This is a genomic window from Streptomyces sp. XY006 (assembly GCF_002237655.1).
GTDB classification, from domain to species: Bacteria; Actinomycetota; Actinomycetes; order Streptomycetales; family Streptomycetaceae; genus Streptomyces; species Streptomyces levis.
This window is the reverse complement of the sequence record NZ_NOKT01000001.1, coordinates 469,386-488,822: the sequence shown is the minus strand read 5'-3', so window position 1 is coordinate 488,822 and position 19,437 is coordinate 469,386. Positions and strand designations below refer to the sequence as shown.

21 protein-coding genes are annotated in these 19,437 nt (G+C 71.8%); 5 read left to right on the top strand and 16 right to left on the bottom strand.

Annotated features, from left to right (window positions below; all coding sequences use genetic code 11):
- The first annotated feature begins 313 nt into the window (after positions 1–313).
- A complete protein-coding gene (locus tag CHR28_RS02200; RefSeq protein ID WP_094051669.1) occupies positions 314–919 on the top strand; it encodes a lytic polysaccharide monooxygenase auxiliary activity family 9 protein in 606 nt (201 codons plus the stop codon).
- A gap of 401 nt (positions 920–1,320) precedes the next feature.
- Positions 1,321–1,674, top strand: a complete 354-nt coding sequence (locus tag CHR28_RS02195) for a cupin domain-containing protein (protein WP_094051668.1) — start codon at positions 1,321–1,323, stop codon at positions 1,672–1,674.
- A gap of 169 nt (positions 1,675–1,843) precedes the next feature.
- Here the strand turns inward: CHR28_RS02195 and CHR28_RS02190 are convergent, their stop codons facing one another.
- The 5 genes from CHR28_RS02190 to CHR28_RS02170 all read right to left on the bottom strand — a co-directional run bounded on the left by CHR28_RS02190 (position 1,844) and on the right by CHR28_RS02170 (position 5,728).
- Entirely contained in the window at positions 1,844–2,323 is a 480-nt protein-coding gene (locus tag CHR28_RS02190) for a MarR family winged helix-turn-helix transcriptional regulator (RefSeq protein WP_094051667.1), read from the bottom strand.
- A 36-nt stretch (positions 2,324–2,359) separates the two neighbouring features.
- Positions 2,360–3,274, bottom strand: a complete 915-nt coding sequence (locus CHR28_RS02185; protein ID WP_094051666.1) for an NADP-dependent oxidoreductase — start codon at positions 3,272–3,274, stop codon at positions 2,360–2,362.
- A 194-nt stretch (positions 3,275–3,468) separates the two neighbouring features.
- Positions 3,469–4,338 (bottom strand): glycosyltransferase family 2 protein, encoded by an 870-nt coding sequence (locus tag CHR28_RS02180; RefSeq protein WP_179272286.1) that lies wholly within the window; start codon positions 4,336–4,338, stop codon positions 3,469–3,471.
- A 53-nt stretch (positions 4,339–4,391) separates the two neighbouring features.
- Complete coding sequence (locus CHR28_RS02175) at positions 4,392–5,132, bottom strand: hypothetical protein (protein ID WP_094051664.1); 741 nt, start codon at positions 5,130–5,132, stop codon at positions 4,392–4,394.
- On the bottom strand, positions 5,129–5,728 hold the full coding sequence (locus tag CHR28_RS02170) for a 2OG-Fe(II) oxygenase (protein ID WP_107473110.1): 600 nt from the start codon (positions 5,726–5,728) through the stop codon (positions 5,129–5,131). Before CHR28_RS02170 ends, CHR28_RS02175 begins: the two co-directional genes overlap by 4 nt.
- A gap of 391 nt (positions 5,729–6,119) precedes the next feature.
- On the opposite strand from CHR28_RS02170, the gene CHR28_RS02165 reads away from it, so the two are divergent.
- Positions 6,120–6,998, top strand: a complete 879-nt coding sequence (locus CHR28_RS02165) for a LysR family transcriptional regulator (RefSeq protein ID WP_094051662.1) — start codon at positions 6,120–6,122, stop codon at positions 6,996–6,998.
- Positions 6,999–7,043: 45 nt separating this feature from the next.
- Here the strand turns inward: CHR28_RS02165 and CHR28_RS02160 are convergent, their stop codons facing one another.
- From CHR28_RS02160 to CHR28_RS02110, 11 genes are read right to left on the bottom strand one after another with little or no spacing between them, the layout of a single operon-like run.
- On the bottom strand, positions 7,044–8,624 hold the full coding sequence (locus CHR28_RS02160) for an AMP-binding protein (protein WP_094051661.1): 1,581 nt from the start codon (positions 8,622–8,624) through the stop codon (positions 7,044–7,046).
- 12 nt (positions 8,625–8,636) lie between these two features.
- Positions 8,637–9,194 (bottom strand): flavin reductase family protein, encoded by a 558-nt coding sequence (locus CHR28_RS02155; RefSeq protein WP_143655769.1) that lies wholly within the window; start codon positions 9,192–9,194, stop codon positions 8,637–8,639.
- On the bottom strand, positions 9,181–10,059 hold the full coding sequence (locus tag CHR28_RS02150) for a hypothetical protein (RefSeq protein WP_094051659.1): 879 nt from the start codon (positions 10,057–10,059) through the stop codon (positions 9,181–9,183). The genes CHR28_RS02155 and CHR28_RS02150 overlap by 14 nt, the downstream gene beginning before the upstream one ends.
- The gene (locus tag CHR28_RS02145; RefSeq protein ID WP_218829455.1) at positions 10,056–10,658 is read right to left on the bottom strand and encodes a 4'-phosphopantetheinyl transferase family protein; all 603 of its coding nucleotides are present in this window, start codon (positions 10,656–10,658) and stop codon (positions 10,056–10,058) included. The genes CHR28_RS02150 and CHR28_RS02145 overlap by 4 nt, the downstream gene beginning before the upstream one ends.
- Positions 10,655–11,767, bottom strand: a complete 1,113-nt coding sequence (locus CHR28_RS02140; RefSeq protein ID WP_094051658.1) for an acyl-CoA dehydrogenase family protein — start codon at positions 11,765–11,767, stop codon at positions 10,655–10,657. The genes CHR28_RS02145 and CHR28_RS02140 overlap by 4 nt, the downstream gene beginning before the upstream one ends.
- Entirely contained in the window at positions 11,764–12,027 is a 264-nt protein-coding gene (locus CHR28_RS02135; RefSeq protein ID WP_094051657.1) for an acyl carrier protein, read from the bottom strand. Before CHR28_RS02135 ends, CHR28_RS02140 begins: the two co-directional genes overlap by 4 nt.
- 40 nt (positions 12,028–12,067) lie before the next feature.
- Positions 12,068–12,919: a hypothetical protein gene (locus tag CHR28_RS02130; protein WP_094051656.1), complete on the bottom strand. Its 852-nt coding sequence runs from the start codon at positions 12,917–12,919 to the stop codon at positions 12,068–12,070.
- Entirely contained in the window at positions 12,916–14,241 is a 1,326-nt protein-coding gene (locus tag CHR28_RS02125) for a TrpB-like pyridoxal phosphate-dependent enzyme (protein WP_094051655.1), read from the bottom strand. The genes CHR28_RS02130 and CHR28_RS02125 overlap by 4 nt, the downstream gene beginning before the upstream one ends.
- Positions 14,238–14,519: an acyl carrier protein gene (locus tag CHR28_RS02120; RefSeq protein WP_094051654.1), complete on the bottom strand. Its 282-nt coding sequence runs from the start codon at positions 14,517–14,519 to the stop codon at positions 14,238–14,240. The genes CHR28_RS02125 and CHR28_RS02120 overlap by 4 nt, the downstream gene beginning before the upstream one ends.
- A 34-nt stretch (positions 14,520–14,553) precedes the next feature.
- Complete coding sequence (locus tag CHR28_RS02115; protein WP_094051653.1) at positions 14,554–15,804, bottom strand: glutamate-5-semialdehyde dehydrogenase; 1,251 nt, start codon at positions 15,802–15,804, stop codon at positions 14,554–14,556.
- A complete protein-coding gene (locus CHR28_RS02110; RefSeq protein ID WP_179272285.1) occupies positions 15,797–16,516 on the bottom strand; it encodes a thioesterase domain-containing protein in 720 nt (239 codons plus the stop codon). The genes CHR28_RS02115 and CHR28_RS02110 overlap by 8 nt, the downstream gene beginning before the upstream one ends.
- Positions 16,517–16,854: 338 nt before the next feature.
- On the opposite strand from CHR28_RS02110, the gene CHR28_RS02105 reads away from it, so the two are divergent.
- Both CHR28_RS02105 and CHR28_RS02100 read left to right on the top strand, forming a co-directional pair.
- On the top strand, positions 16,855–18,171 hold the full coding sequence (locus CHR28_RS02105; protein ID WP_094051651.1) for a KamA family radical SAM protein: 1,317 nt from the start codon (positions 16,855–16,857) through the stop codon (positions 18,169–18,171).
- Positions 18,168–19,421: a pyridoxal phosphate-dependent aminotransferase gene (locus CHR28_RS02100; protein ID WP_094051650.1), complete on the top strand. Its 1,254-nt coding sequence runs from the start codon at positions 18,168–18,170 to the stop codon at positions 19,419–19,421. Before CHR28_RS02105 ends, CHR28_RS02100 begins: the two co-directional genes overlap by 4 nt.
- Positions 19,422–19,437: the final 16 nt, after the last annotated feature.

Sequence of the window (19,437 nt, the reverse complement as noted above, 5' to 3'; positions counted from 1 at the left end):
TCCTGCGCGAGGCTCCATCCGGCTGAGTTCATCTGCGTTCCCCCGTTCACAGACTCGCGCATACCCCCTGTTTCGCATCTCATGTCCCACTGCCGCGTCAGTGCAGCCACCCGTCGTGGCGTGAACCCCACGGGTCTCCGCCATCCCTGCGGTCAACTCCGTTTGTTTCATTGACATTTCACTCAGCAGTCGTACTGTTGGGAGCGCTCCCATGACAGCCTCGCAAACTGGAAGGAGTTCCCCCCACATGCGTAAAAAGAGTCCGTTAACCGGGCGTTCGCGGTCCCTCCGCCGGCCCCTTCAGGCGCTCGTCATGGTGTTCGCCGTAGTCGTCGGCGCACTGGCCTGGTCGACCCCCGCCCAGGCACACGGCACCATCGTCAGTCCGGCCACCCGCGCGTACCAGTGCTGGAAGACGTGGGGCAGCAACCACACGAGCCCGGCCATGCAGACCGAAGACCCCATGTGCTACCAGGCGTTCCAGGCCAACCCCGACACCATGTGGAACTGGATGAGCGCCCTGCGCGACGGCCTCGGTGGCCAGTTCCAGGCGCGGACGCCCGACGGGACGCTCTGCAGCAACAACCTCTCCAGGAACGCCAGCCTGGACAAGCCCGGGGCGTGGAAGACGACCAACGTCAGCAACAACTTCACGGTCCAGCTGCACGACCAGGCGTCCCACGGTGCCGACTATTTCCGGGTCTACGTGAGCAAGCAGGGCTTCAACCCCAAGACCCAGACCCTGGGCTGGGGCAACCTGGACTTCATCACGCAGACCGGTCGCTACGCACCGGCGCAGGACATCAGGTTCAACGTCAACACCTCCGGCTACACCGGGCACCACATCCTGTTCGTGATCTGGCAGGCCTCGCACCTCGACCAGGCCTACATGTGGTGCAGCGACGTGAACTTCGGCTGATCCAAAGAGCGCCGCTCACGGCACCCGGCCGTGTCGGGCACGGATGATCCGGCGCCCCGGTGAACTGGCGCCCCGGTGATCCGGTGCACCGGTAATCCGCCGCCCGGCCGATCGAGCTCCGTCGGGGCAGGAGACCCATGCGGTCACTCTGTCCCGACGGGGTTTTCCGTTCCTGTGCACGCTCGGGTCTCCTCCAAAGAGCGGTTCCTGTCGTTGGTCGAGTCGGGAGAGTTGCCCCACTCGGCAATGACCAGGATCAGCCGGCCGAGGATCCGGATGTACGGCGATACCGCCGTCTTCGCGCGCATCGTCGCGCACTGGACACACCGTCGCTCCTGAGTACGCCTGGTATGACACGGTGGCCATGGGAGTGCCCGGTCAGGGTGCCGTAGCGTCGCCGCATGACGAAGAACAGCAGCTTTGCGGTGCACGTCCCCGATGCCGATCTGATTCCCGAGCCCCTCGACCCTGCACAGATTCTGCAGGGTTCGCCTGAGGTGTCCGCCAAGGTTCTGTGGGAGTCGGAGGACGGTACGCAGGTGCGAGGCATCTGGCAGATCACGCCTGGCGTCGTCACCGATACGGAGGCGGACGAGCTCTTCGTGGTCGTCAGCGGCAGGGCCACGATCGCGGTGGAGGGTGGCGCCACCTTCCACGTGGGACCGGGGGACGCTGCTGTACTGCGCGCCGGGGACCGGACGACGTGGACGGTGCATGAGACGTTGCGCAAGGTCTTCCACACCACCTTGGCCTGAGGAGCGATCGGACTGCTGCGGGCGGGGGCGTGCGCTCGCGAGTGCGCACGGGTGAGGCAGGAATGAGGGTGGCGGGAGGGTTGTACGGGGGTTCGCCATGGCTCGGATCCCTCTCGGGATGCTCTGCGGCGACGGTCCGGCCGGTAGCGGGCGGGGCGTCCGGCCCCGGCTACTCGACCGGAGGCCGACGGCCGCGGTCCCTGACCGACTTCTCGATGACGCGCGCACACGCGATGAACGCTTCGATCTGATCGGCCGTCAGGTCGCGCACGGAGATCTCTTCGAGGGAGCGCCACATGTCCGCGATGGGCTCCTTGAGGGCACGGCCGGCATCGGTGAGGTGGACGACCATGACCCGCCGGTCGTGGTCAGCGGGCTCCCGGATGAGCAGCCCTGCGTCCTGCATGCGCCGCAGGGATTTGGAGACCGTGGAGTGGTCGAGGCCGACCCGCTCCAGCAGTTCCCCCTGAGTCAGGCCGTCGTGGTCGAAGAGCTGCATCAGCAGCAGTTCCTGCCCCGGGTGGAGATTCATGGCGCGCAGCATGACGGCGGCGTGGCCGCGGTGGGCGCGGGCGAGCTGGAAGATGGCGTAGCTCAATGGCCCCTCCCCCGCCGCGTCCGGCAGCTCCGGTGAGGTGGTGTCTGACACTGCTGCTCCCTGAGGTCGCTCGACTGCGGTGACGGATCAGTCGACCGCGAGGACGATCTTGCCTCGGTTGTGCCCCGCGTCGCTGGCCTGCTGGGCCTTTGCCGCTTCGGAGAGCGGGAACGTGGCACTGATCGTGGTCCTCAGTGTGCCGTCGGCCGCCTGCCGGGCGAGTTCGGCCAGGCGCGTGGCGGAGCGGCGCTGGGGGCCCTCGGCGAAGACGATGCCGAGTTCGGCGGCGCGGAAGTCGGCGGTGGTGACGATCCGGTCGGTGCCGCCGCGCAGGGTGATGGAGTCCTCCAGCGCGCCCTTGCCCGCGGCGTCGAAGACGGCGTCCACCCCCTCGGGGGCGACGGCACGGACCCGCTCGACCAGGTTGTCGCCGTAGACCAGCGCGGTCGCGCCGAGCGAGGTGACGTACTCCTGGTTGGTCGGTCCGGCTGTGCCGATGACGCGGGCGCCGCGGGCGACGGCCAGTTGGACGGCGATGGTGCCGAGCGCGCCGGACGCGCCGTGGATCAGCAGCGTCTCTCCGGAGGTGACGCCGAGCAGGTCGAGGACCCGTTCGGCACCGTCGGTCGCCACGGGCAGGGCGGCGGCATGCGTCCAGTCCAGACCGGCCGGCTTGGGCGCGAGGACCGACGCGGAGGCCAGGGCGTACTGCGCGTAGGAGCCGGTGTCGGACCAGCCCAGGACTTCGTCCCCCACCTTCAGGTGCTCGACGCCCTCACCGACGGCGTCGACCACGCCGGCGATCTCGCCGCCGGGCACGGCGGGCAGCGTGGTGGGGAAGATGGCCTCCATGCCGCCGGAGCGGATCTTGCCGTCCACCGGGTTGACGCCGACCGCCCGTACCCGCACACGGACCTGGCCGGGGCCGGGCTGAGGGAGGTCGATCTCTGCCTCGTGCAGGACCTCGGTGCCGCCGAACGCGTCGAAAACAATGGCCTTCATGGCTGGACTCCTCAAGCGAGATGCCGTGCCGACCACTTTCTGTGGCCAGCCACATAAAAGTAACACCGTTTATGTGGCTAGCCAAGTAATCGCGGGGAGAACTCTGCCGCAGCCTTGCGGGACCTCGCTCCCCGCCTACAACGCTGCTGGTCAGAGGCGCGCAGGCGCAGGGCGACTGCCGGATGTGCTCGGTGTCAGCGCCAGTCGCCGAACGTCTCGAAGTACGCCTCCACAGGGCGCACACTGGTGGCCTCGACGGCGGCCCGCTCCGCCTCCCAGTCACCGGCGAACGCCTCGACCAGCACCTCGGCGGCCCGAGGGGTACCGATCACCTTGCGCAGACACTCCTCGCGGCGGGAACCACCGAAGTGGACGAGCGCGGTCCGCGCCAGGTTGTAGGCGCGGCTCGTACCGCTCAGGGGGTACGACGGATACGGGCGGAAGCGGTGTGCCAGCCGTGCCCCGGGCACGGCCAGCACGTCGAGCCCGGCCCGCCATGCCCGCAGGCTGAAGTCGACGTCTTCGAGGCCGAGTTCGCGAAAGGCGCCGAACCCGCCCATGCGCCGGAACGTCGCCCGGCGTACCGCGAGGCAGCCGCCCGGCGCGAGCGGCACCGCGTAGGGGGCGGTCCCATCGGGTCGGGGAGGCAGCCAGCGCACCCGCAAGTGGGCGTCGATCAGCCGTGCACCGCAGCCCGCCGCCGTGCCGGCGGCATCGCGCACGGTGGGCGCGAGGACGGCGTCGGGCCGGGCGTCCAGGGCCGCCCGGAGCCGTGCCAGGCAGGTCCGTTCAAGTCGGCAATGTGCGTCGAGGAACACCAGGTGTGTACCGCCGGCGAGCCGGGCTCCCGCATTGCGGGCCGCAGCGATACCGCTGCGCCGGATGCGGTGCACCATGACGCCGCGAGCCCGCCACTCCGCCCGTTCCAGCAAGGCGCAACTGTCGTCCGTGCCGCCGTCGTCGACGACGATCGTCTCGTCCGGGACGACGGATCCGGCGTAGACCGACTCGAGGGTGGCGGGCAGTTCGGCGCCCTCGTCCAGCGTCGAGACGACCAGCGACACGGTCGACGACCGTGTGCCCTGCGACGCCTGCCTGGGCGAGGACGCCGTACGGCTCATGTCAGCGGTGGCCCGGGGGTGCCGGGCGGGACGCCCCCGGGCGGCAGCGTGGCGACGAGGTCGATCAGACCCGGGAGGAGTGCCGCGTGCCGGAGCGAGTCCTGCAGATAGGCCGTGAGCCCCGCGGTGAGCGCGAAGTGGTAGGAACCCAGCCGGTCGAGCTCCCCTCCGTCCAGGTCCAGCGCCAGGAGGTCGCCGACCCTCAGTGCCGCCAGGCCCAGTGCGTCGAGGACGCTCCGCGGCGAGGCTGCGAACTCCAGGTAGTCGGCGAAGTCGGTGGACGACCGGAAGTCCGCCTCGGCGAAGCCGGCTCGCTCGAGGACGCGTTCGAGTGCCCGGTCGCCCTGGCGCACCAGATAGCCGGCCGACGGGACGTCCGCCTCGTGCAGGTGCTCGAGCAACTGTTTCGTCAGGGCACCGACGAGACCGATGTTGGTGGCGTTCCTCCGGTCCGTGAGGACCGGGGTGAGCTGGGCCCGGCCCTCGGTTCCGATCATGGCGATGCCCACTGCCTCGATCGTCTGCGACCCGATGCCCTTGGGCGGCCACGGCCGCTCCGTCACGGCCAGCGCCAGGACGAGACCGTGCCCGGACAGCAGCGGCTCCAGGACCTCGGCGACGAGGTACGGGTAGCCGTTGCGGCGGCAGAACGCCGCGAGGGCGGTCCGCGTCTCGAGGTCGGTTTCACGGAACACTCCCATCCGGACCGACTCGTTGGCGGAGGAGTGGTAGGTCATCTCGGGCCTCCGAGAGCGGGGGAACGGGCACTGGACATCCATCCGGCGACTGCGTACCGCGTGCCGTCCAGCACGGTCGCCACCTCGTGCATCAACGAGGAGCGGAACAGCAGCAATATCCCCGGCTCGGGCACGACGACCACCCGGCGGTCGCGCAGGCGGGAATCGGTCTCGTAGACGGTGAGCGCGCCACCGTCGAACGTCGGCAGGGCCCCCTTGGCGCGGCGGCCGTTGAGGTACAGCAGCAGCGACCAGCGGTGAGCGGCGAGCCTCGGCGGATCGTCCTTGTGGTTGGCGACGTCGCGGTGAGCGCGGAAGTAGCTGCCCTTCTCGTACGACATGAAGTACGGGCCGTAAAGGAAGTCCGCGTCCGACTCGAACGCCGCGCGGTGGTCGTCGAAATACGACGCCATGCGCTCACCGATGCGCCGCTTGTGGTCCTCGGGGAAGTGGTGGTCGAAGCAGGAGCGCAGCGAGGGGTCGAGGACCGATTCGCCGGCACGGACGACCTGGGCCGGCTCGCGGGGTGACTCGTTCATGGCCCGGATGACGTCCGCGCACTCGGCGGCCGAGAGGAAGTCCGGGGCCGACGCCACGTTCTCTGTCCTGAACTGGGGTCGCATGAGTACTGACGCCTCCCGGTGGGGTAGGCCGCGTGGGGTGTGCCCAGACTCCTACAAGACATACCGGTCCGCGGGGACCGAAACGCCGGACTAGCCCGCGCGGCGGAACGGCGGGCGGGGCCCGAGCCGCGGGATGCGAAAGGAGCATCCGAACTGACGTGAAATCGTCCGTCCGGCAAATGACCTCCCCATAAATGCCAATACCAAACATGTTGATGAGTGGGAAGGGTGACGCTACGCTCGCAGGCACCATGAACGCTCGTATGTCATTCGTGACCAGAATGACAGGACTTCGCAGCGCCGGGAGAAATCCGACATAGCGTCGGCTTTCATTTTCGACGGTTCGACTCATACGGGGGAAGAATTGGATACTCGGCAACTCGAAGCGTTTTTAGGCGCCGTGGACGCGGGAAGTGTGACCCGGGCGGCCGGCATGCTTCACGTGACCCAACCCACGGTGACCAATCGCATCAAGGCTCTGGAGCGGTCGCTGGGTATGCCCTTGCTGGAGCGCTTACCGGGGGGTGTGCGGCCGACTCGGGCCGGTCGCTCCATCCTTGAACACGCCCGGGAGATCGTGCGGCTCAGCGGTCACGTACGACGCGTCGCGGACGCGTCACTGACTCCGCAGGGAAGAATCTGCGTCGGCGCGTCGGAAAGCCTCATCAACCACCGACTGCTGCCGCTCATCGAGTACTTGCTCCTGCGGTATCCGGACATGGACGTGTCGCTCCGCCTGTCCACTCCCAAGGAGGCGCTCGTGATGCTGCGCAACGGTCAGATGGACTGCGTGTTCATGATAGGCAGCGGGGCGTCGGACGAGGACCTGGAGCACTGCGATCTCTGCCCCGAGCCGTTCGCGCTGGTTGCGGGAGAACGGCCTGGTTCTCGCCGCCCGGCCTCCGAGGAGCCCCTGGCGTCGATTCTCGTCAGCGCCGACCTCGACGTCCGCCACTGCGGCGAGCTTCTGCACGAGGTCGAGTCGACCCTGCGGGCGGGGCGGCTGCTGAGACTCGATTCCATCACCGCCGTGAAGCGCCTGGCCGAGAGCGGTATAGGCGTGGGACTGCTTCCCGAGGTCACCGTGGCCGAGGACCTCGCCGACGGCCGGCTCCGCAGGGTCGTGGACTGGCGCCCCGCCACCCCCACTTACACGCAGGCCCTGTGGCGGCGCGGAGACACCGGGCACCCGGCCCTCCACGCCGTGCTGAAGGCCGCCTCCGATGTGGTCAGCGCGGGCTGAACAGGCCCCGGGCCCCGCCGCGGGAGCCACGGGGCCCGGGGCCGCTCAGGCGGCGTCCGTGAGGAGCTCGGCGAGCAGCCGCCGGTGGTCGGTCTTGCCGTGCTGGTTGACGGGGAGGCTGTCCACGATGCGCACCACGCCGGGTGCCATGTAGGCGGGCATCGCACGCAGGCAGAAGGCGCGCAGATCGCTCTCGGCCGTATCGGCCGCGCCGTCGGTCAGCACGACGAACGCGCACAACTCGGCCTCCCCGTCGAGCCCTTCGGACACCACGACGGCCGCCTCGCAGACGTCGGAGTGGGCCGACAGCCGTCGCTGCACCTCGGCCGGCTCCACGCGGTTGCCACGGATCTGCACCTGGGAGTCCCGCCGCCCGCAGAAGCGCAGGCCGCCGTCGGCGCCCCGGAAGGCCAGGTCACCGGTCCTCAGCAGGCGCTGACCCGAGCGGGGCTCCAGCGGGTCCGCGACGAGGGCGGCGTCCGTGGCGTCGGCGTCCCCCCAGTAGCCGGTCATCAGGGCCGGGCTGCGCAGGTACATCTCGCCGACGACGCCCTCCTCCCCCACGGGTGACCCCTCGGCGTCCAGCAGGAGGATGTCGGTGCCCCGGTGTCCGTTGCCGATCGACAGGTGCGTCACGTCGGCGGGCAGCGGGTCGGGCACCTCGGCGAAGCTGGCCGCCATGGATTCCGTTGCCCCGTAGCAGTTGATCAGTCGGATGCCGGGCCGGAGGCGCTGAAGGTGGCGCAGTTCGGCGAGTGGGAACTCCTCCCCGCAGAACAGCACGCCGCGCAGGTCGGGCAGGTCGGCCAGCCGGCCCGGGATGTGACGCAGCGACTGCCGCCAGATGGACGGCACACCGTTGACGTGGGTGGCCCGGGTGACGCTCAGGACCTTGAGGAATCTCGTCGGCCAGCGCAGCAGGGCCCGCGGGACGGGGGCCACCGCCGCTCCGCTGCCCAGCGCCATGCCGATGTCCAGCAGCGAGAAGTCGAACTGGAGGGGGGACGTCGACGCCACCCGGTCGCCCACCGACACGAACCCCTCGGCCATCATGCCGCGGTAGAAGGCGACGACGGCCCGGTGACTCATGACCACGCCCTTGGGCCGGCCCGTGGTGCCCGACGTGAAGATGATGTAGGCGGTGTCCGTCGGTGTCACGGCGCGCCTCGACCGGGCACGACGCGACGGCGGTCGCGGCACCTCGATGGCGCCGCCGCCGAACCGGCCGTGCCCCACGGCCGTCTCCGGTTCCCCGTCGGCGGCCAGGCACAGCGCGGGCTCGGCCAGCCGCTCGATCGTCGCCCGCCGTTCGGCCGGCGTCTCCGGGCTGACCGGTACGAAGGGCAGGCCGCGTGACGCACACGCCAGGACGAGGGCGACGGCCTCGGCGGACGTGTCCGAAACGATCATGACGCGCTCGCCGATCTCCAGGCCGAAGCGGTCCAGTTGGCCGGCATAGCGCTCGGCGGTCTCACGCAGGCCGCGGAAGGTCGTCACGCGTTCCGCGCCGTCCGTGTACTCCACCACGGCGGGATGGTCGGGGTGGGTGGCGGCGGCGGCCAGGAGGAACTCGTCGAAGCGTTCGTCGGGCCGGTGGATTACCTCGGGTGCGGGAGTCGCTGGCATTGGCTCTCCAGGTCAACGCAGGTGGTCTGCCGCGGCCGTGGCGGGCGGCACGGGTGTGGCGATGTGCGGTTCCCCGGTGACGAGCACCAGCGGGGAACCGGGGGTGGTGCTCAGATGGCGTACGGTGCCGACGACCAGGACATGGTCCACGGCGGTGAAGGTCTCCGCGACGTCGCAGGTCATCACGACGGCGGATTCGTGCAGGACCGGGACGCCCCGGAGCACGGCGTGCGGCGTGTCACGAAAGCGCTGTGCGGGGGTGCCGGTGGCGAAGCGCCGGACCAGCGGTCCCTGCGTGTGGGACAGCACGTTGACGGCGAAGCGGCCGGCGCCGAGCAGGTCGTCCAGGGTGCGTCCGCCCGTGCCGAAGGCCAGCAGCACGCTCGGCGGCGCCACGGACAGCGACATCAGCGAGGTCGTGGTGCACCCCACCGGCCCGTCGGGTCCGAGGGCGGTGGTGACCGCGACGCACTTGGCCAGACCCGTCATGGTCGCGCGGAAGAGCGCCTCGTCCACTCCTGGCTCGGCCGGCGGGTCCGCCGGGGCAGTCGTCGTCTCAACCCCGAGCACGGCTCACCTCCCTGCCGGCCGTGAGCGCGGCGAGGGTGTCGAGGGCCCGCTCGACCACACCGGTACGGGGGCGTCCGCGCCGGGCGGAGTCGGCGCTGAAGCGCAGGGCTTTGGGCAACTGCGTCCAGGCGTCGGCCAGGTCCGGCTCGGGGTTCGGGCCCAGGCGGTGCAGCTGGTGCCGGGACGCCGCCCACAGGTCGTCGATGTGCCGCTCCAGCAGATCCCCGTCGTGGGTGAGGCGGTCCCGCAGGTGGGCGAACACCTCCCGCGGCTCGCGCAGCCAGGTGCCCGGCCAGCGCGCCGGGGCTCCGGCCGGGTCGGGGGCGGCCCTGCGCAGCCAGCGGTAGGAGTCCATGGGGCCGATGTCCACCGGCTCCCCCAAGGCGTACACCTCCCGGTTGCGCACGGCCGGGTCGAGCCGGCCCACCGGTGTCAGCGCCCGCCGCAGGGAGTCGTCGTCGAGCACTCCGGTGTAGGGCAGGTGCTCACCGCCGGGCATCAGAGCGTGGAACGGGTCGGCGACGAGCCACCCCCGCGCGCCGTGGGCCCGCAGCAGGAACCAGTGGGGGACGGTTCGCACTCCGTGGTGCGGTGACCAGGGCAGGTGGAAGGCGTTGCCCGACACGATCACCTGCCCCTCGTCGGCCAGCAGACCGGCCAGAGCCGCGCGGGCCGACGGCCAGTCGGGCCGATGGTCGTGGACCAGGCTCCCGCCGTCGATGCGGTCGTGATGGGAGAAGGCGAGCGCGCCGTCCGGTTCGTCGGTGCGCACCCACAGGTGCACCGTCGCGGCCAGACGGTCGGCAGCCGCGCCTCCCAGGTACTCCACCAGCGTGGTGGAGTAGCAGGACAGGGCAGGTGTCATGGTGTCGCCTCCCAAGCGCACGCCACGGGTACGTCGATGAGGTCTCGCACTTTGCGCCAGCGCAGACGGCGCCAGTCGCCGTGGTCGAGATGCGGGGGCACGTCGATGTGCCAGGGGAGCCCTCCGATGCCGGTCCCGTCGGCCTTCACACAGGCCTCCTGGACCGTCCAGATCTCGGTGAAGACGGTGTGCCGCAGGGGCTCAGGCATGCGGTACAGGTGGGTCGTGTAGCGGGCGGCGCACCGCCGGACCATGGAGTCGCCGACGTGCCGCGGCGGCACCTGCACGTCGACTCCGACGCGGCGGCCGGGTGCGACAGCCACGACGGTGTGGTCGCCGTCGTGGGAGATGCTGATGCCGGGCCGGCTGCGGCCCGCCAGGACCGGTTTGCCGTTGTGGCCGGCCACGACCGGCTCGCCGGCGTGGTCGGGCGCCACCTCGGCCAGCAGCCCGCGCAGGAGCGCACGCCCGGCCAGGATCTGGCGGGCACGCCAGGCAGGCCGGCCACGCGCCGTGGCGAGGTCGGTGCGGGTGAGGCGGCCGCCGGCCGCCTCACCGGTGGCCACCCATACGGCCGGGCCGGCCTCGAGGACCTTCACGGCAGCTCCCCGGCACCGGCCAGGGGGGCCGTTTCGGCCATGATGTCCAGGACGACCTCGGTCGTGCCGCCGCCGATCCCGAACAGGGCCGCCTGCGCCCGCAGTTGCTGCGGCCCACCGGTGCGGAATCCGTGCGCGCCCTGGAGGTGGGCGCACACGTCCAGGACGTGCTCGACGGTCTCGGCGGCGCTGGCCTTGAGCAGCGCGGCGGCCGCGGTGTCACGGCGGGCGGCGACCGCCTCGGTGAGGCTCTCGGTCAGGGCGCGGTGCTGACGGGAGCGCAGCAGCGCGCCGGCCCAGCGCTGGCGTATCGCCTCCCGGTCCCACAGGACCCCGCCGCCCTGCCGGCGCCGCCCCAGGTGACGGGCGGTGTCCCGGAGCACGCGCTCGCACAGCGCGACCGCCCACAGCGCACCGGCCAGCCGCTCGGTGGCGATGTGGGCCGCGAACGCGCTCAGTCCCCGGCCGGTACCGCCCACGACATGCTCCCGGGTCAGTCGGACGCCGTCGAAGGCGAGGTGACCGGTTCCGGAGCCGTCGAACAGGTCCGTCCCGGCCGGTTCGGCGCGCACGCCGGGCGCGTCGGCCGGTACGAGCACCCACGTGAAGTTGGTGAAGTGGGGTCCGGGCCGGTGGCGTGCGAGGACGAGGGCGGCGCCGCACGTCGTCGCGTTGGTGATCCAGCGCTTGGTTCCGTCGAGCCGGACCCGGTCCCCGTCGAAGGTGACACGCGTGTCCAGCGCCGCCAGGTCGCAGCCGGAGTCCTCGTCGGTGGCGGCGAGGGCCACGACGGTGTGGCCGTCGAGGCTGTCGGCGAGCGTGTGGGTGGCCGGGCCGGTCCCGTGGGCGAGCAGCGGCAGACAGGTGGCCAGCGGCACGGTCACGGCAAGCGTCGAGCCGACGCCGAAGCGGCGGTCGACGTCCGTCAGCAGGGTGCTCAACGCGGCCGGGTCGACGCCCCGGCGCGGGTCGTTGCCGCGGTAGACACCGGCCAGCCGGTTCTGCGCGCCGAGCGCGTGCCAGAGGTCGGCGCCGCTCGTGTCGGCGGGCAGGGTGGCGAGCGGGGAACCGGTCCCGGCGGCGGCCTCCCGCGCTGCGAAGACGCTCACGCCGCCGCCCTGCGGTCTCCTTCGGCGGCGTCCTGTGCGCGCTGCACCGCGGCCCACAGACTGCCGGCGGTGGCGAAGGTGGTGTCGTTGAGGTCCTCGTCCGGGAGGGAGACCCCGAGCCCGTCCTCGATGGCGAAGAGCAGGTCGATGGCCTTCATGGAGTTCATCCCGAGGTCGTGCAGGCGGCTGTCCTCGGTGAGGGGACGGTCCCCGAGGTTGGGCAGGAAGGGCGTCAGCAGGTCGATGAAGGGCTGGTTCACGGCTTCTCCGTCGCTTGGCTGGTGATGAGGATCGGCAGGGTCAGGGTCGGTGGTTCCGCACGGCGAACACCTCGCGGTCGGCGGTGAGCAGGGACGCCAGTTCGGGCAGCAGGGTCTCGGGGACCGGCCTGCCCCGTTCGGCGCGCCGCTGGGCGATGAACGCGGTCGCGGTGAGCCGGTCCCAGCCGCGCAGGTGGGCCTGTGCGTCCAGCCGCTCCCCGAGGTGTTCGCGATACGCGGCGTGCAGGTGCCGGGCCCGGGTCAGCAGCCAGGTCTCGGCGGTCAGCCGGCGCAGCGCGGCGGGCCGGTCGGGGTGGGCGGTGTAGGCCTCGACGTAGGCCGCCGGATCGTCCAGGGACAGCTCCGGCACGGGGGCGCGGTACCCGGCCACGGGTGACAGGGTGCACGCGAAGGAGGCGGTGGGCATGTGCTCCCAGGGGATCGTCCACCGGCCGGGCCGGGCAGGCCCCCATGCCGTCTCGTTGTCGTACGCGTCCTCGACCTCGGCTCCGTCGCGGTGCGCGCCGACGAGGAAGCCGTGTTCCATGTGTGCCCGGCCCGCGTAGGGCAGCCACGGCATGGCGTAGGAGTCGGCGACGGCGTACACGACGGGCGCGCCTTCGGCCATGGCGCGCAGGTCGCGCGCGGGGACGCGGTGGGCGAAGGAGTCCGGCCGCAGGCCCACGAGGGTGGCTCCCTCGCGTAGGTGTTCCTCCGGCGGGGGGTCCACCGTGGGCAGGCCGTCGGGGCCGGGCTCCGGGCGGAAGCGCAGCCGCGCCCCGAGGGCGAGGTGCCGTCCCGGTCCGTTCCGGCGGTCCGCGATAAGCGCCAGGTTGACCTGCACGCAGTCGAGGATCCCGGTCCGCACGGACGGGGTCGCGGTGGCCGTCACGAGCGGGTCTCCACCCGGTGCAGCCCGGCCACCGCACGGGCGAGCGCCTCGTCGGGCGGGGACTGGTCCTCGACCCCGCCGTCGAGGAAGTGCTCGTAGGCACCGAGGTCCAGGTAGCCGTGGCCGCTGACGCACACCAGGACCCCGCCGGTGGTGTCGGGCGAGGCGGCGATCCGGGCGGCGGCCGCCAAGGCGTGGCCGGACTCCGGTGCCGGCAGGACGCTTTCGTGGCGGGCGAGCAGCCGGCCCGCGTCCAGGGCGTCCGCCTGGCTGACCGCCACGGCGTCGACGTCACCGCTGTGCCGCATGGCGGAGATGAGCTTCGCCGCGCCGTGGAAACGCAGGCCCGCGGTGTGCGCGTCCGGGATCCGGTAGTCGCTGCCGATGGTGTACATCGCCTCCATGGGGCCGCTGCCGGTGGCATCGGTCTTGTCGTAGGCGTAGACACCGCGGGTCAGCTTCGGTGTGCTGCTGGACTCGGCGGCGACCAGGCGGGGCCCCGTGCGGCCCGTCGCCCGGGCGGTGGCGTGGAAGGGCAGCGCGATGCCGCCGAAGTTGGACCCGGCGCCGACGCAGCCGACGACCGCGCCGATGTCGGCCTCCAGTTCCGCGAGTTGCTGCTCCGCCTCCAGCCCGATCACCGACTGGTGCAGGATGCTGTACGTCTCGCCGCTGCCGATGCAGAACGCCACCCGGTCGTGTTCGGCGGCGTACTCGACGGCTTCCCCGATGGCGAGGGAGAGGCTGTTGCCGGCGGCCGGGTCCTCCTTGGCGGAGACCTTGGTCATGCCGCTGGGACTGGCGTGCACCTCGGCGCCCAGCATCCGCATCAGGACCCCGCGGTAGGGCTTGCGCCGCAGACTGGACTCGACCATGAAGACCCGGCAGCGCAGTCCGAACAAGGCGCAGGCCGCGGCCATGGCGGTGCCCCACTGCCCCGCGCCGGTGCCCGTCACCAGTTCCTCCACCCCGGCCTCGCGGTAGTAGTAGGCCTGAGCGAGTGCCGTGTTGAGCTTGTGGCTGCCCGAGATGTTGACGCCCTCGTTCTTGACGTACACGGGCACGCGGGCGCCGACGGCCTCCTCGAAACCGCGGGCACGCCACAGCGGGGTCGGGCGGTACTGCCGGTAGCGTTCGACGACCGGGGCGGGGATGTCCCAGTACTCACGGGCGGAGACGCTGTGCCGGATCAGCTCGGTCGGGAGGTTGATCTTCAACTCCCCGGTGCCGTCGCCGGAGCGGGGTGGCGTGCGGTCGGGCGGCAGGGGTTCGGGCAGATGGGGCAGGATGCTGCGCCAGCGGGTGGGGATCTCGGGCGTCACCGCCGCACCTCCGCGGCCGTCACGACGTCGATCAGGTCCCGGACGGTGCGGAAGCTGCGTCCCACGAAGAGGTCGTCGGGGAGGGTGACGTCCAGCTCGTCCTCGATCCGCACGAGCATGCCGACGAAGCCGAGGGAGTTCACGTTCAGCAGGTCCCCGACGAGCGGTTCGTCGTCGCTGATGCTGCCGGGCGGGAGGGACAGCCGTGATTCGGCGATGACCACCTTCTTGACGATGGTGGCGACGGCGTCCCGGTCGAGGGACAGTTCCTGGGGCATGGCACGCCTTTCGGGGAAGAGGGGGAGGCCGGTGTCAGCCGCGCAGCGCGCCGGCGCCATCGGTGACGTAGCTGTGGGTGACCAGTGCGCCGAGCGTCACGGGGCCGCGCACGTGCAGACGGCCGGTGGCGATGGCGATCTCGGTGCCCAGTCCGAGCGTGGGGCCGTCGTGGAGCCGCAGTGAGCCGTTGACGACGACCATCGCGGCGTCGGCGCGGCGGCGGTAGGCGTCGACGACGTGCCGGTCCCGGGCGATGACGCCCTCGGTGTGCCCGGAGCCGTGACGGCGGACGTGGTCCAGTGCGGCGTTCTCGTCGTCGACCGGCACGACGGCGACGACCGGGTCGAGGAACTCCCGGCCCAGGTCGTGCGCGGCGAGGGGTTCGGTCTTGAGCGCGGTGGGGACGAGCGCGTCGAGTTCGGGTGCCGTGTGCAGGGTCAGCTCCGTCTCACGGCCCGCCAGCCCGCGCGCCAGGGCTTCCAGGTAGTCCCGGGCGACGGCGCGGTCGAGCAGCAGTGTCTCCACGGAGGTGCAGCCGGCCGGCTCGGGCAGCTTGCTGTCCAGCGTGGCCCGCACGGCGAGGTCCAGGTCGGCGCTGCGGTGCACGTAGAGGTGGTTGACGCCGCCGCCACCGGCGATCAGCGGGATGGCACTGGTGCGGCAGTACTCGACGAGCGCGGGGCTGCCACGCGGGATGAGCACGTCCACCTCGTCGGGTCGCTTCAGCAGGGCGCGCAGCAGCCGTCGTTGCGGGTCGTCCAGCACCGTGACGAGCCCCGTGGGCAGTCCCGCCCGGGTCAGCGCGGCGTGCACGGCCCGTTCGAGGGCGGCGTTGGTGGCGGCCGTCTCCTTGCCGCCGCGCAACAGCACGGCGTTGCCGACGGCGACCGGGAGCAGGGCGCCGTCCACGGTGACGGTGGGCCGGGCCTCGTAGACCATCAGGACGACGCCGAGGGGCCGCGGGACGCGGTGGACGTGCCGCGCCGCGCCGGAGACCGGCACCTCGCTCTCGCGCACCTGCCGCAGTTCGTCACGGGTCATCGCGGTCAGCTCGACCATCCGGTCCCGGTGGGCGTCGGTCAGGCGCAGCCGCTCCACCAGGGTGGGCGGCATGCCCAGCCGGCGGGCCGTGGTGACGTCCGCCGCGTTGGCCCTGGCGATCTGCGGCCAGTGCGCGACGAGTTCCTCGCCGAGGACACGGCAGTACCGGTCGTAGGCGGGGTCGCCCACGGGCGGGGCCGTGTCGAACGCCGCGCGGGCTCGGCTCAGGAGACCGTCAGGCATGCTGCTCCTCCGTCGTCGTGAGGAAGGCGCCGAGGTGGTCCAGGACGAGGGGCAGCCGTTCGCCGTCGAAGGCGGTGAAGTGGTCGCCGGGCAGCGGCCGTACGGTCAGACGCGGGGCGACCTCGCGCCAGGCGGCCAGGTGGTCGTCGTTGTCCTCGTCGGTGCACGGCATGAGCAGTGCGGGGCAGTCGTGCCGGGTCTCGGACCGGTAGGAGACGACGGCGTCCAGGTGCGCGTCGGCGGTCGCGGCGACCCGGTCGGCGGGGACGCCGCTGTCGTCGGCGGCGAGGGAGGCGTGGACCCGCTCGCGCCACCGGCGGGCGGTCGCCGGGTCCCGGTCGATGCGGGCGGCGGGGCTGTCGACCATCACGACCCGTGGCCGTCGTCCCTCCTCGGCCAGCCGCGCGGCCAGCTCCCAGGCGACGACACCGCCGAGCGACCAGCCGAACAACAGCTGCGGCGGCTCGGGGAGTTCCGCCAGCAGCGACCAGTACCGGTCCGTCATGGCGGCGACGCTGCGGTCCGGCTCCTCCCCCGGCGCCAGCCCGTACCCGCGCAGGGCGAAGACCGGGCCGGACCTGCGCAGGGCGAACCCGACGCCCGTGTACGCCCCGACCCCGCCGCCGGCGGCGTGGACGAGGACGCTGCACTTCCCGGGCCGGGGCCGGCCCATCGGCATGAGCACCGGCTGGGCGACTTCCGCGCGGCTCATGGTGTGCGTCCGCGACGGGGGCAATCCATCATCGATGATCTTTCCTTCCGCGCTCAATGGCATTGACGAGAAGCGACTTCCGCACCACCCCCCTTTCAAACGAATTTCGTTCACACCCCATAGAGGGCACTTATCGCCTTTGACCGCGGGCATTATGAAAGCAGGTCAGGAGGCGTGATTCGGCTTTCTTATCGACGCCATGCGAAGCGTGTATGGCTGAGGGAACGGACTCGAATCAACGAATCCCAGCGGGGTAATCGGCGCTCGACGCCACGACCGCCGACAAGGGCAGGCCCTGCCGTCGCCCAGCTATTCCGCCGAATGCAGAGGGACCCCGCATGACACTGATGCTCGACCAACCGGTCGGCGCCACCCGCTTCCGTGCCTTCGGTCCGCGGCAGATCGACGACATCGCCCGCCGGTACGGGCTCTCCCCCCGGATCCGGGACGGCATCGCCCTGCTGGCGCACGTTCTGCCGTTCCGCGTCAACGAGTACGTGCTCGACCAGCTGATCGACTGGACGGACCCGGCGCAGGATCCGCTCTTCCGCCTGGTCTTCCCCCAGCGCGGCATGCTCCCCGAGGACGACGAGCGCTGCCTGGAGTCCCTCGTGCGCTCCGGGGCGGGCAAGCGCGAGATGGCCGCCGAGGTCACGCGGATCCGCGCCGGACTCAACCCCCACCCCTCCGGGCAGCGCGAGTACAACGTGCCGGTGCACGAGGGCGAACGACTGGCCGGCCTGCAGCACAAGTACCGCGAGACGGTGCTGTACTTCCCCACGCAGGGACAGTCCTGCCACTCCTTCTGCACCTACTGCTTCCGGTGGGCGCAGTTCGTGGGCGACCCGTCCCTGCGCTTCGCCGCCCCCGGCCCGGACCGCCTCGTCCGCTACCTGCACGACCACCCCGAGGTCAGCGACGTCCTGGTGACGGGCGGCGACCCCATGGTGATGAGCACCGAGCGCCTCACCGGACATCTGGAGCCGCTGCTCGGCGTGGAGAGTGTCCACACCCTCCGCATCGGCACCAAGTCCCTGGCCTACTGGCCGCAGCGCTTCGTGAGCGACGCGGACGCCGACTCGCTGCTGCGGCTCTTCGAGCGGATCGCGGCAGAGGGCAAACAGGTCGCCGTCATGGCCCACTTCACCCACCCCCGTGAGGTGCGCACCGCCCTGGTGACCGAGGCCGTGCGGCGGATCCGGGCCACGGGAGCCGTGGTCTACTGCCAGGCCCCGATGGTCGCGCACATCAACGACGACGCCGACACCTGGGCCGCCATGTGGAGGTCCGAACTGGCCCTCGGCGCGGTCCCCTACTACATGTTCGTCGAGCGCGACACCGGCCCCTACGACTACTTCAAGGTGCCGCTGGCCCGCGCGATGGAGATCTTCCACACCGCCTACCGCACCCTGCCGGGGCTCGCCCGCACTGTGCGCGGCCCGGTGATGTCCACCACGCCCGGCAAGATCGTGGTGGACGGGGTCGAAACCCTCGGCACGGACCGGTACTTCCAGCTGCGGCTGGCCCAGGCCCGCAACCCCGCTCTGGTCGGCCGCCCGTTCCGGGCGCACTTCGACCCCAGCGCCACCTGGCTCAGCGACCTTCGGATCGCGGCGGACGCGCCGCAGGACATCCGGGAGGCACTGCGGCCATGAGCACCTCGATGTCCCCCAATCTCGCCCTGAACGAGGAAGTCGTGCGGATGCGGGCCCAGGGCCGGTCCATCGTCCACCTCGGCTTCGGCGAGTCCCGGCTGCCCGCCTTCGCCCCGCTGGTGGAGCAACTGCGCGCCGGCGCCCACCGCAACGCCTACGGGCCCGTGGCCGGAGCGCCCGACGCCCTCGCCTCGCTCGCCGGTTACTTCGGACGCCGCGGCCTGCCCACCGGCCCCGAGGACGTCCTGCTCGGCCCCGGCAGCAAGCCCCTGCTCATGGCGCTGAACCTGGTCCTGCCCGGGGACGTGCTGCTGCCGCGTCCCAGCTGGAACTCCTACGAGCCGCAGGCCCGCATGGCCGGGAAGAACGTGTACGGCGTCCCGATCCCCGCCGAGTGCGGCGGCATCCCCGACCCGGACGCCCTGCCGGAGACCGTCGAGCGCGCCCGCCGGGCGGGAGGCGACCCGCGCATCGTCGTCGTCACGCTCCCCGACAACCCGACCGGCACGCTCGCCGGCGCCGGGCTGATCGAGCGGCTGTGCCGGATCGCCGAGGCGGAGGACCTGGTCATCGTCTCCGACGAGATCTACCGCGACGTCATACACCAGCCCGACGCCCCCTTCCTCAGCCCGGCCGAAGTCACCCCCGAGCGCACCGTCGTGACCACCGGACTCTCCAAGTCCCTGGCGCTCGGCGGCTGGCGCATCGGCGGCCTGCGGGTGCCCCCGGGGATCCGGGGCCGGGACCTGCGCGCCCGGCTGGTCGCCGTGGCCAGCGACCTGTGGTCCACGCTGTCGGGACCGATGCAGCAGGTCGCCGCGTACGCCTTCGGCGACCCGCCCGAGATCCGGCAGCGGCTGGCGGCCGGCGCACGGCTGCACGGAGCCGTGGCCCGTGCCGTGCACGCCGCGGCGATCGCCGCCGGAGCCACGTGCCGGCCGCCCACCGGGGCGTTCTACGTCTACCCCGACTTCGAGCCGCGGCGCGAGGCGCTGGCCCAGCGCGGAGTGACCGGATCGCCGTCGCTGGCCCGCCATCTGCTGGACGAACACGGCCTGGCCGTCCTCGCCGGGCACCATCTCGGCGATGATCCCGGCGCCCTGCGCTTCAAAGCCGCCACCAGCATGCTCTACGGCGACACCGACGAGGAGCAGGAGGCCGCCCTCGCGGCCCCCGACCCGCTCGCCGTCCCCCACGTCGCCGACTCCCTCACCCGCGTCGCGGAAGGCCTCGCCAAACTCGGCGCCTGACACATCCGGAGACATC